We start from the raw sequence: 12,296 nt of genomic DNA, 5'->3' as shown, positions 1-12,296 counted from the left end.
AACCCCACCCAATGCCCTCCTTCCAGCACCTGCTGCTCAAGCAGCTCCTCACGGCTGCCGCCGCGCCGCTGGCCCGCCGCAAGCCCAGTGTGGGCGCTATGCGGCTGGCCATGGAGGCTGGTTCGCTCTTCAACTTCATGCCCTGGAAGGTGAACCTGGAAAGCTTCCGGCTCGACAACCGCCTGGATGCCGAGTGGCTGCGCCCCCGCGCCGCCCACCCCACGCGGGTGATGCTCTACCTGCACGGCGGCGGCTACGTGCTGGGCTCGCTCAACACCCACCGCAGCCTGGTGGGCAGCCTGGCCCAGCGCTGTGGCCTCAACGTGCTCACCATCAACTACCGCAAGGCGCCCGACCACCCGTTTCCGGCCGCGCTGGATGATGCCAAGCGCGCTTATCGGTGGCTGCTGCGCCAAGGTTACCAGCCGCACGACATCGTGGTGGCCGGCGACTCGGCCGGGGGCGGGCTGGCCCTGGCCCTGCTGCTGGCCCTGCGCAATGCAGGCGAAAACATGCCCGCCGCCGGCATTGGCCTCTCGCCCTGGACCGACCTCAACTTGCCCGTTTCGGCCCTGCGCCGCGTGGCCCGCGAGGAAGGCCTCCTGCTCGAAGCCCTGCAGATGCGCAACTGGGGTCCCCTCTACGCCCACAAAACCGCCCTTTCGCACCCGCTGCTTTCGCCCCTGCAGGCCGATTTGCACGGGCTGCCGCCGCTGCTCATCCAGGTTTCCTCGGCCGAAGTACTCTACGACGACGCCCTGCGCTTTGCCGACAAGGCCCGCGCCGCTGGCGTACCCGTCACACTGCAACCCTTCGAAGGACTAGTGCATTGGTGGCACCTGTTCTGGCGCATCGTGCCCGAGGCGCGGCAGGCCCTCGACCAGGTGGCCGCGTTTCTGCAGAAGCGGTGGGAACAGGTGGAGGCGGAGCGGCGGGAAACGGGAGCCATTGCGCGGCCCCAGCCCCGGCGGCGGATGGCAGCGTAGAGATGCAACGTGTTGCGCCTCGTCGTTGAACGATGACGCCTGAACGCCCCCGAGCGGTGCGGACGACGAGATGCAACACGTTGCGTCTCTACATCATTCATACTCTTTAAGCCAATACACCTCATGCCTGGTCCCGGCAAAAAAAGATGGCTTTTTAATAGCTCAGAGTCACTTTAAACGCAAAACAGCGTACACAACTCAACTATATTAAGAAGTAATCGTAGGTTTGCTGCAGGATTTATTCGGCTTGCATACTACTTTTGTAGGCCAATGGCTTTTACTTCAACCGTTTCGCCTTTTAACCCTTTCACCTCAAACCGTTTCTTACCCATGGAAGATTTGTTCAAGAAGTTCGTGAATGCCGGCGTCGGCTACATTGCCCAAGGCAGCAAGACGGTGCAAAACACCATCGACAAACTGGTGAAAGACAACAAGATGACCCAGGAAGAAGGCAAAAAGATTGTGGATGAGCTGCTGAAAAGCGGCGAAACCAAGCGCGCCGAGCTCGAAAAGCAGTTCCAGGGCCTGGCCGACAGCGTGAAGAAGACCGTGGGCCTTGGCGGCTCAAAAGGCAATGCAGGCACTAAAAAGCCCGCCGCGAAATCGGCCGCCAAGCCAGCCAGCAGCGCCACCAGCAAAGCAGCCGGCGCCACCAAAAAAGCCGCCGACAAAGTGAGCGACGCCGCCGGCTCGGCGCAGAAATCGGCCGCGGCGAAAGCCGGTGCCGCCAAACCTGCCGCGGCTAAGAAGCCGGCTGCCAAGAAACCGGCCGCTGCTTCGGCTTCTCAGGCCGACGAGCAGGCCTAAAATACCGTCGTTTCGAAATGCAAAACCCCGCTTGCGCAAGCAAGCGGGGTTTTTTAACAAAAAGCAGTGCCGCTGACCGCCTCAAATCTGCGAAATCGGTTTAATCTGCGTAAATCTGCGGTCTGATGTTCAAAAACACGATTTCCAACCTCACCCGCATCCGGCAAGTGGCAGAAGTGCTGCTGCGCTACGGCTTTGAGGACGTGGTGACGACCACGCCGCTGCGCCGCCTCGTGAGCAAAAGCCGCCGCCTAAGCTGGCAGCGCGAAGACCGGCCGGTGTTCGAAACCACGCGCTGGGAGCGGGTGCGCCTGATTATCGAGGAACTGGGCCCCACGTTCATCAAGCTGGCCCAGGCCATGAGCAACCGGGCCGACCTGTTGCCCGAGGCCCTGATTGACGAGTTTGAGAAGCTGCAAAGCAACGTGCCGCCGTTTGAGACGGCGTTGGCCCGCCAGATTATCGAGGAGGAACTGGGCCGACCCATTGCGGAAGTGTTCAGCGAGTTCGACGACGTGACGTTGGGCTCGGCCAGCATCGGGCAGGTGCACCGGGCGCGGCTGCTGAGCGGCGAGGAGGTGGTGGTGAAGGTGCAGCGCCCCGGCGTGCAGCAAAAAGTAAAATCGGACCTGGCCTTGCTGCACGAGTTGGTGCGCCTCACGGCCGGCTTCCTGCAAAAGCAGGGCCTAGCCAACCCGCAGGACATCGTGGACGCCTTCGAGCGTAGCATGAGCAAGGAGCTTGACTACACAGCCGAGGCGCGCTCCATGGACCAGTTTCGCAAGCTCTACGAAGACTACGCCACTTTTTATGTGCCCAAGCCCTACCGCGAACTGAGCACGGCGCGCGTGCTGGTAATTGAGTTCGTGAGCGGCTGCAAAATTACCGACAAGGCGCAGCTGCAGGCCTGGGGCCTGAGCCCCGCCACGGTGGCCGAAAACGGCATGGACATCTACCTGACCCAAATTTTTGAGTTTGGGGTGTTTCACGCTGACCCGCACCCCGGCAACGTGCTGGTCCGCCCCGACGGCACCATTGTGCTCATCGATTTCGGCATGGTGGGCCGCCTCACCAAGCAGCAGAAATACGCCTTCGCGGGCGTGTTCATCGGCATGGCCCGGCAGGATGCGCGCAGCATGGCCCTGAACTTCCGGCGGCTGGCGCTCACGGCCGAAATCCCCGATATGCGCGCCTTCGAGGCTGATTTGAGCCAGCTGATTGAGGATTTCGCTATGCTCGACGTGAAGGAGATGAGCATGAGCGACCTGGCCGATGCCCTCCAAACCATCATTTACAACTACAAATTGCAGGTGCCAGGCGCAGTGTTTCTCATTTTGCGGGCGCTGGTGATTCTTGAAGGCATTGGCAAGGTGCTGCACCCCAGCTTCAACACCTTCGAGTTTGTGCGCCCCTACGGCGCCAAGATTATTCGGGAGCAGTACTCGCGCGAAAACCTTCTCACCGAGGCCGAATACACCGGCACGCAGCTGCTGGCGCTGCTGCAGACATTGCCCTCAGATGTGCGCCAGATTGTGCGCAAAATCAGCAAGGGCGAGCTGCGGCTGCGGTTCGAGCTGGTGGGCTACCAGAGCCTGCTGCGCAAGGCCGACCAACTCGTGAGCCGCACCATTCTGGCCTTGCTGAGCGTAGGCGGGCTGCTGTTTTCGGGGCTGTCCCTGATGGGCCGCTACTCACCCGACATGCCCTACCACCGCGGCGTGCCCGAAATTACGTGGTGGAGCCTGGGCGCGACGGGCTTCCTGCTGCTGATTCTGCTGCTGCTCGGCACCGGACGGCGCGAGAAATAGAGGCGGAGGCATGCGGAAAAGTAGCAGTGCAACGCCTGAAAACAGTGAAAGGGGGTGAATTGTAAAGTCCCTTGCTATGTCTGTTTTTCTTGATTAAATTATTGACAGGCAAATGCTTTTGATTTATGTCTGAATGAGGTCAAACGTCCCTGATTGTCGGATTTTGCCTTGACCTTCCCTTGATGACCCCGCTACCTTTCGCTACCTGTCGCCATTGGCAGGATGACCTAGCGAAAGAATCTATGAACACCCTTACAACTGGCTGGAGCCGGCGTTGCAGCCTTATACTTATGATTGGCGCGCTGCTTGGTTCAGGCACCGCCTCAGCCCAAATTAAACCCATCCACCGCACCAGCGAAACTTCCGGGCAGGAAGCTTCCTACGTCACACAGAAGCACCTCACGGTGGCCGTCACCAAGTTTGCCGAGGCGCGGGCGGCGCTATCGGCCTTCATTCGGCAGCGGGCGGTGCGCGTGCAAAAGCAGGAGGAAACGCCCGAGCAGCTCATTGCCGAGTTTGCCCTGGCCAGCCCCGATTTGCAGCGCCTCGACTCGCTCACGGCCGCGCTGGGCTACGTACTCGAAAACAACCTCAACTCCCAGGACCTCAGCGGCCACATTGGCGAGCTGGAAGCCGAAGCCCTGCGGGCCGCTGACCAGGTGGCCGCCATGGAGCCGCGGCGCAGCCTGGGCACCCCAGAGGAACAGGCCAGCCTGCGCCGCGACTTGGAGCGCGCCACCCAGCGCCTGACCGACCTCCGCCAGCAGCTGGCCGGCATTGCGGGCCACGCCGGGCAGGCCTACGTCACGCTGCGCCTGTTCGATGAGGTGAGCTTTCCGACCGGTAACCGCCGCGTAAGCTTTGTGAACATGCCCGGCGTGGAGTACGGCTACCTGCGCCTCGACAACCCCAAGGTGGGCCTCACCAGTCCGGCCTACCAGGGCTACGCATTGAAGTACCTCGTGACGCGGGGCAAAAGCTACTTCAACCTGGGGTTCTACCGGCCGGTATCGGGCAATACGGGCGAGTCGGATTTCGTGAACGAGCTGTTTGTCATCAACTTCGGGCAGGATTTTTACCCGCGCAACTTCGGCCGGGGCCGGCGGCGCTACTTCAACCTCTACACCTGTTACCAGCTCGGCGGCTTCATCCTGAACCGCAACAGCGACAAGGGCAACGAATTTATTCCCAACGCCAACATTGGGATAGGCATGGAAATCATGAAAACGAAACACGTGCTGATTGACACCAAAGCCAGCTACTTTGTGCCGCTCAACGACCGCAGCCGCGACTTACGCGGCGTACTGGGGCAGGCCGCGTTCAACTTCGTATTTTAGAGATGATACCGACCGAGGTAGGGGCGGGGCTTGCCCCCGCCCGGCCGTTCGCGCCATGGCAACGTTGTCGTTCAACCCACGGTCAGTGACGGTAACGGTGGGTGGGGGCAAGTTCCGCCCCTGCGTCATTCGCGCATACTTCTTAATGACTACTTAACAACACAAGCTCACTCCGCTTTTTGGACTGATTCAGGCAAGAATTTAGAGCCGGAACTTTGATGCCGGAGCCGCCAAGCCCGACCTTTGCGCCGTAGGCCCTATTTCGGCCTGCGCGACCACATGCCTGCATCAGCATTCTCCCGTGTAATTCTAATCTTATTTGGGATTTTACTGGGAACGATGCCACGGCTGGCGACGGCCCAAACCGCTCCGGACGACCCGTTGGTGCTGCGCGAAGCCAGCCTGCGCACCGACACCAGCACCTATCTGCTCAGCCGCAACACCGTGCCGGTGCAGGGCACGCCCACGCTGTATTTCTGGTTCCGCCGCGACGATGAAACCGTGGAGCTGCGCCTCTACCCGGCCAATGCCGCCAGTGCCAGGCCGCTACGCCTGCGCCGCACGCCCGATTACCTGCAGCTTGACTCGCTCACCAAAGAGGATGATGGCGGCTTCCGCACCCGCCTCAAGTTTCAGAACCTGACTAGCAGCCAGTTTTTACGGCTGGTGGTGGAGCAGGTGGCCGACACGGCCGGCCGGCCGGCCCTGCGCCAAGTAGTGCCGCTGCTGCCGCTGGCCCGCACCACGCTGGCTTTGCGGGTGCCCGATAACGAGCTGTTTGTGGGCGAGGAGAAGGTGTTTGAGCTCACCAGCTCGAACCCGCGCAACGTGCACGCGGCCGGCGAATGGGTGCGCGGCCCGGAGTTCGATTACCGCCTGGTGGCCGAGGCCAACGGTACATTGCGCCTGCATGTGCTGCCCAACCAGCTGGGCCAGCGCACCTTGCAAGTGAAGCTCCAAACCGAGCGGCCTACGCTGCTGCCCGGCAACAAGCTCAGCTACCAGCTGCCGGTGCTCAAGCAGGAGTTCAACGTGAAGGCCAGCCGCCTGCGCTTCCTCTCGCCCGACAAGCGCACGGTGACGATGGACGAAATCAGCCGGCGCAAGGGCGTGGAGCTGATACTGGACAACGGCCGCAGCTTTGAGCTGCACCGCACTTACCGCGTGGAAGACCAGGAAGAGCCCGGCGGCGAGCTGATTGCCGACATCTACACCCGGCAGTTTCTCAGCAACGACCGGGTGCTTTGCTACCTGCGTCCCTACAACACCCACCGCCAGACCGAAGGCTACCTCTACATCAAAGAAAACGACGCTGCCCGCTACCTCACCAACCTCGACATCACGCCCCAAACCGTGATTCGGAACGTGCAGGTGCTGCACCGCGGCGGCGAGTGGACGCCCGGCCTGAGCGTGAGCCCCGGCGAAACCGTGGACGTGCGCCTCGAAGGCGAGGGTTTGCAAAAGGCGCGCGTGTCGTTCGAGGACCTGCCCATCATCCCTTCGGATTCGTCGGTGCGAACCGATGCGCGGCTGGTGTTCCGGGTGCGGGTGCCGGTGAATTTCGACAAGCGCAAAAGCACGATTTACAACCTGGGCCAGGCTACGGGCTACGCCCTCAGCGTGCGCGAGTTTCAGCGGCCGCACGCCTTGGATTTCGTGTCGGTGACGTATGGCGACGCGGCCCGGCCCATCACTCGCCTCAACGGCCCGGTGCTCTACGACGGCACCATTCGCGACGTGGTGTTTCAGTTCAACCCGGCCGGCATCGACCAAGCCGACGTGCTGTTCGGCAAGCAGTATCTGAGCTTTGAAATCCGCACCGTGAATGCCAAGGGCGACTTGGTGGAGCTACGCAACATCGACAACATCGTCATTTGCCCCGGCGACAACTCGCCCCGCGCCGCCTTCTACCAGGACAAGCAGTGCCGCACCGACCCGCTGAGCATCAATTCCATCCTGAGCCGCAAAACCTACGACCTCGACGAATGGAGCCGCATCTTCGTGACGGTGAAACACCAGGCCAGCCAGTACGGCGAAACCGGCTACACCCAAACCGTGGAACTCGTGCTCAAGCGCAGCTACAAGTTCGACATCGACGTGAGCTTCCCGGCCGGCCTGCTCACCCGCAAAGAAAAGGAAGACAAATTCGGCGACCTGGGCGGTATCTCACTGGCCACACTGGCCCAGTTCAGCTTCTACAGCCCCAACAAAATCAACCGCTTGCGCCCCTACAAAATCGGCGCCGGCTTCGTGGCCCTCAACGCCTTCAACCTGGGCAGCAGCACCGCCAACCGCGACCTGGGCGTCGTCATCTTGGGCTCGGTGTATCCCACGCGGCGCGAGGCTAAGTTCACGTTCCCTTTGTATCTGGGCGGCGGCTACCTGCTGGGCACCAACCAATGGTTTTTCATGCTCGGGCCGGGCATTGGGGTGCGGTTATAAGCGCTGCTACTGCGGTTCAAAAAGAAGCGGCGCGACCTTCAGGTAATCAGCCAACTGCATAGTGAGTTTGGCCGCCTGCCCGCGGTGGCTACGTAGAAATTTATGAACAATGATTCCCTGATGATTGGCTGCCTCGGTCGAAAGCATGACAATGCAATAGGCTAATGGATTCGGTACCTGCCAACCACGACTACTCGAAATGGGTGTTTCAGAAAAATGCTTCATTACCACGGCAGTCACGAGAGGAAGTTGTCGCCATTCGCCAACTCTCAGTCCGAGTATATTACTGAAATAACGGTACCGCTTGCCGTCGGGATGAAGCTCAAAGTTCTGATAGTTAAAATGGATGGCGAATCCACCAAAAAGCATTCCCATACCAAGAAATAAAGGAAGAGCGAAGAAGCGAGACTCCTCAACCTGGCCCGCGACGTAGCAGAGAACTACTCCGCCAAGTGTTAGAAACCAGACACTCATACCACGAGCACTTGTGACGGGATGAATATTGGTTCGGAAGCCAAGAGGTAGCATAGTTTCACAACCCTTTTAAAGCAAATAACCCGGCGAAAGTAGTCGCCGGGTTATTTCAAAATAATTAATTCAATCAGGTTTACTGCAGTTTCATATCGGCAATTATCGCCTGAATCTTCTCGTGCGCCAGCCGCTGCGCCAAGTCAAAATCAACGGTTGATTTCATGGGCTGCTTCACGCTGAAATAGAACTTGATTTTGGGCTCGGTGCCGCTGGGGCGGGCCGAGATTTTGCTGCCGTCTTCGGTGAGGAACTGAAGCACGTTGGAGCTTTCCACGCCGGTGTCGGTGGCCAAGCCGGTGCTGAGGTTGTGGATGCGGCCGGTTTTGTAGTCGCGGATTTCTACCACTTTCAGGCCGGCGATGGTGGCGGGCGGGTTGGCGCGCAGGCTGGCCATCATTTCCTGGATTTCCTCGGCGCCGCGCTGGCCTTTTTTGGTGAGCGAAATCAGGTCCTCCACATAAAGTCCGTACTGGGCGTACATGTCCACCATTTCCTGGTAGAGGGTGCGGCCCTTGTCTTTGGCCACGGCGGCCATTTCGGCCACCAGCGCGCAGGCCGAAATGGCGTCCTTGTCGCGCACGAAATCGCCGATGAGGAAGCCGTAGCTTTCCTCGCCGCCGCCGATGTAGGTTTCACGGCCTTCCTTCTCGCGGATGAGGCCGGCGATGTATTTAAAGCCGGTGAGGGTCTGGTAGCTCGTCACGTTGTAGGCGCGGGCAATATCGCCCAGCACCTCGCTTGTCACGATGGTGTACACAATGTAGTCCTGCGCAGTGCTCTGGCCGGCGCGGTGCCGGGCCGAAAGCAGGTAGTTGGTGAGCACAGCGGCCGTCTGGTTGCCGTTGAGCAGCACCCACTCGCCCTTGTCGTTTTTCACGCCCACGCCCACGCGGTCGGCGTCGGGGTCGGTGGCCAGCACGATGTCGGCGTTGGTGGCTTTGGCCTGGTCCAGCGCAAGTTGCATGGCGCTTTTCTCCTCCGGGTTTGGCGACTGCACGGTGGGAAAGTTGCCATCCGGCGTGGCCTGGGCCTGGAGCACGTTCACGTTCGTGAAGCCGAACTCGCGCAGCAAGCCGGGCACCAGCGTCACGCCCGAGCCGTGGATGGGCGTGTACACGATGTTCAAATCGTGCTGCCGCTGAATGGCGGCTGGGTCGATGCTCAGCTGCTTGGCGGCGGCGAAATACCGCGCATCAATATCGGCGCCGATGCTAATGATTTTCGACGGGTCGGCCTCGAATTTTACCTCCGTGGGGCTGGTGATTTTGTTGACTTCGGCAATGATGTTCTGGTCGTGTGGAGCCACCACCTGCGAGCCGTCGTTCCAGTACACCTTATAGCCGTTGTACTCCTTGGGGTTGTGCGAAGCCGTTATCACACAGCCGCTCTGGCAACCCAACTCCCGGATAGCGAACGACAGCTCGGGCGTGGGGCGCAGGGCCTCAAACAGGTAAACAACAATGCCATTGGCGGAGAAAACACCCGCTGCAATTTCGGCGAAGGCGCGGCTGTTGTTGCGCGAGTCGTGCGCAATAGCCACCTTGATTTGCTGGCCGGGGAAGCTCTGAAGCAAATAGTTGCACAGGCCCTGCGTGGCCATGCCCAGCGTGTAGCGGTTCATGCGGTTCGAGCCCGGGCCCATGATGCCGCGCAGGCCACCCGTTCCAAATTCGAGAGTGCGGTAGAAGGCGTCGGTGAGCTGGTCGTCCTGGCCGTCGGCCTGCAACTGGCGGATGGCGGCTTGAGTGTCGGCGTCGTAGGCGGGCGTGAGCCAGTTGTTGATGGATTGCTGAACTTCGGGGGTGAGAGGCATTGCTAAAGGAGGGTTTCGGTTTGGCGAAAGAACGGGCGTAAAGAAAACAGGTTTTGGTCGGGTTTGAACAGCGGAACGGGGTGGCGCCAGGCCAAGCGTCTGTCATTGCCAGCGAAACGCAGTGAAGCGCGGCAATCCGTCCTGTCAATACCAGAAATGTCCTTTTATCAGAAAGCCCCGGCACTACGCAGTGCCGGGGCTTTCTGATACTTTGTCACATTGCGAGGCTGGTCACTGAGAACAGGACGGATTAGCTACGCTGAACTTCGTTTGCCACGGGCTTCGCCCTCGCAATGACAGGGCCGTTTTACAAATTCCCCCGCAGGGCCTGCTCGCGCTCGATGCTCTCAAACAGCGCCTTGAAGTTGCCTTTGCCGAAGCTCTTGGCGCCTTTGCGCTGGATGATTTCGTAGAACACCGTGGGCCGGTCTTCCACGGGCTTGGTGAAGATTTGGAGCAGGTAGCCCTCGTCGTCGCGGTCCACGAGCAGGTTCAGGGCTTTTAGCGACTCAATGTCTTCGTCGATGGCGCCCACGCGCTCGGCCAGGTCTTCGTAGTAGGAGGCCGGCACCGTCAGGAACTCCACGCCGCGGCGGCGCAGCTCGGTCACGGTCGTGCGGATGTCCTTGGTGGCGATGGCAATGTGCTGCACGCCGGGCGAGTGGTAGAAGTCGAGGTACTCTTCAATCTGCGACTTTTTCTTGCCTTCGGCGGGCTCGTTGATGGGGAATTTCACGTAGCCGTTGCCGTTGCTCATCACCTTGCTCATCAGGGCCGAATACTCGGTCGAGATGTCTTCATCATCGAAGGTGAGCAGGAGCTTGAAGCCCATCACGTCCTCGTAAAACTTCACCCACTGATTCATTTCGCCCCAGCCTACGTTGCCCACGCAGTGGTCGACGTGGATGAGGCCCACCGGCGTGCCCTGCGGAATGCCGCTGCTCTTGGCCACGTAGCCGGGCATGAACGGGCCGCTGTAGTTGGTGCGCTCCACGAAGGTGTGGATGGTTTCGCCGTAGGTATAGATGCCCGAGAGCGTCACGGAGCCGTGCTCGTCCTGCAGGGTGTAGGGCTCGAAGGCCGACTTGGCGCCGCGCTTGGTGGTTTCTTCCCAGGCCGAGCGGGCGTCGTCCACCCACAGGGCCATCACCTTCACGCCGTCGCCGTGCTTGGCCACGTGCTGGGTGATTTCCGAGTCGGGCAGGAGGGAGGTGGTGAGCACCAGCCGGATTTTGCCCTGCTGCAGCACGTAGCTGGCGCGGTCGCGCAGGCCGGTTTCGGGGCCGGCGTAGGCCACCAGCTCGTAGCCGAAAGCGGCTTGGTAGTAGTAGGCCGATTGCTTGGCGTTGCCGACGTAAAACTCTACGTAGTCGGTGCCTTTCAGCGGCAGAAAGTCGACGGCTTGGGCGCTTTGCACGTCGGGCGAGGTCATGGTTTGCATGGGCGAAGGAGGAGGTTTGGAGGTGGGGTGGTTAGTGGAGGTAAAAATACGGTTTTGATTGGTATCGGCAGCAATTCGGCCGGCGGCGGCATCTGCTTACGCGGCATGCCGCGTAGGTTTGCCAAAACCTTCCCATTTTTGCAGCCAATCATCTGCCTTAGCGCCCCCCATGAAGACCGAAGAACTGAACCGTGCCCTCGTGGCCCTGATTGAGAAGAAGGCCGAACTGCACAAGCTCACCTACGACGATGCCCGCTACGACGACGTGGAAGAAGCCCTGCACGACCTCGAAGACGACTTCAACGACGAGTACGGCGACTTCCTCGAAACGGCCCTCGACAAGGTGCACGCCGACTTGAAGTCGGACACCGACGTGCTGCTGCCCACCGCCTACCTGCCCAGCGACCCCAATTCCACGCCCTCGCCCAAAGAGGGCGTCTGGGTTGATTCGGAAAAGTACCCCGGCAAAGAAGCCCGCATTACGCTGATTCCGAACCCGGTCCGTATCATGCTCACCGTGGGCAAGAACGTGCAGCAAGAGCTCTGGAAGGCATAAGGATTGCGCTGACTTTAAAAGAACAAATCTGGAACGTCATGCTGAGCGTAGCCGAAGCATCTCGCGTGGGGTACTAATTCAATCGTCAATCGGTTTTGATTACTACTCCGGACGAGATGCTTCGGCTACGCTCAGCATGACGTTCTTTTTTATCCTGATTCGCTTCTTAGACGCTCATGCTCTACCGCCTCGCCGAGCCTGCCGACTGGCAGCACGCCCAGCAAACCGGCTTTTTTGCCAGCGCCGACTTGGCGGCCGAGGGCTTCATTCACTCCTCGGAGCAGCACCAGATTCTGGAAACGGCCCGCCGGTACTATGCCGGGCGGGCCGATTTGGTTTTGCTGGAATGGGACGAGGACGCGCTGGCGGCCGCTGGGGTGCGCGTGGCGCGGGAGTGGGTGCCCGGCCGCGGGCAACATTTCGCCCACGTGTTTGGGCCGGTGCCGCTGGCGGCGGTGCGGCGCACGTGGCCGTTGGGCGTTGATGAAAAGGGAGATTTTCAATTGCCGATAGGATTGTAAATTCAAGCGAAAAAAAGCCGGCGGACCGTGCAACCGAAGCGCGCCGGGCTGCAT

General features: G+C 60.4%; 10 protein-coding genes. 7 read left to right on the top strand and 3 right to left on the bottom strand.

The window, feature by feature from the left end:
* Positions 1-11 precede the first annotated feature (11 nt).
* The 5 genes from MTP16_RS21010 (at position 12) to MTP16_RS20990 (ending at position 7,380) form a co-directional block, all read left to right on the top strand.
* Positions 12-986 carry an alpha/beta hydrolase gene (locus MTP16_RS21010; RefSeq protein WP_243513474.1) on the top strand — a complete coding sequence of 325 codons (975 nt, stop codon included), beginning with the start codon at positions 12-14 and terminating at the stop codon, positions 984-986.
* A 330-nt stretch (positions 987-1,316) separates the two neighbouring features.
* Positions 1,317-1,793: a phasin family protein gene (locus tag MTP16_RS25940; RefSeq protein ID WP_262922648.1), complete on the top strand. Its 477-nt coding sequence runs from the start codon at positions 1,317-1,319 to the stop codon at positions 1,791-1,793.
* A 125-nt stretch (positions 1,794-1,918) separates the two neighbouring features.
* Positions 1,919-3,601, top strand: a complete 1,683-nt coding sequence (locus MTP16_RS21000) for an ABC1 kinase family protein (RefSeq protein WP_243513473.1) — start codon at positions 1,919-1,921, stop codon at positions 3,599-3,601.
* A gap of 290 nt (positions 3,602-3,891) precedes the next feature.
* The gene (locus tag MTP16_RS20995) at positions 3,892-4,938 is read left to right on the top strand and encodes a hypothetical protein (protein ID WP_243513472.1); all 1,047 of its coding nucleotides are present in this window, start codon (positions 3,892-3,894) and stop codon (positions 4,936-4,938) included.
* 339 nt (positions 4,939-5,277) lie between these two features.
* Positions 5,278-7,380, top strand: coding sequence for a hypothetical protein (locus tag MTP16_RS20990; RefSeq protein WP_243513466.1), 2,103 nt, complete (start codon positions 5,278-5,280; stop codon positions 7,378-7,380).
* Between the two features lie 6 nt (positions 7,381-7,386).
* On the opposite strand, the gene MTP16_RS20985 is transcribed toward MTP16_RS20990, so the two are convergent.
* The 3 genes from MTP16_RS20985 to hppD form a co-directional block, all read right to left on the bottom strand.
* Positions 7,387-7,908 (bottom strand): hypothetical protein, encoded by a 522-nt coding sequence (locus tag MTP16_RS20985; protein ID WP_243513464.1) that lies wholly within the window; start codon positions 7,906-7,908, stop codon positions 7,387-7,389.
* A gap of 79 nt (positions 7,909-7,987) precedes the next feature.
* The gene (locus MTP16_RS20980; RefSeq protein ID WP_243513462.1) at positions 7,988-9,724 is read right to left on the bottom strand and encodes a phospho-sugar mutase; all 1,737 of its coding nucleotides are present in this window, start codon (positions 9,722-9,724) and stop codon (positions 7,988-7,990) included.
* Positions 9,725-10,031: 307 nt separating this feature from the next.
* A complete protein-coding gene (gene hppD, locus MTP16_RS20975) occupies positions 10,032-11,165 on the bottom strand; it encodes a 4-hydroxyphenylpyruvate dioxygenase (RefSeq protein ID WP_243513460.1) in 1,134 nt (377 codons plus the stop codon).
* Between the two features lie 169 nt (positions 11,166-11,334).
* On the opposite strand from hppD, the gene MTP16_RS20970 reads away from it, so the two are divergent.
* Both MTP16_RS20970 and MTP16_RS20965 read left to right on the top strand, forming a co-directional pair.
* The gene (locus tag MTP16_RS20970; protein WP_243513459.1) at positions 11,335-11,721 is read left to right on the top strand and encodes a hypothetical protein; all 387 of its coding nucleotides are present in this window, start codon (positions 11,335-11,337) and stop codon (positions 11,719-11,721) included.
* A 176-nt stretch (positions 11,722-11,897) separates the two neighbouring features.
* Positions 11,898-12,242 (top strand): DUF952 domain-containing protein, encoded by a 345-nt coding sequence (locus tag MTP16_RS20965; protein WP_243513457.1) that lies wholly within the window; start codon positions 11,898-11,900, stop codon positions 12,240-12,242.
* Positions 12,243-12,296 lie beyond the last annotated feature (54 nt).

The organism is Hymenobacter monticola (assembly GCF_022811645.1).
Lineage (GTDB): Bacteria > Bacteroidota > Bacteroidia > Cytophagales > Hymenobacteraceae > Hymenobacter > Hymenobacter monticola.
Note: the sequence above shows the minus strand (reverse complement) of the source record. Positions and strands in the feature narration are given on the sequence as shown.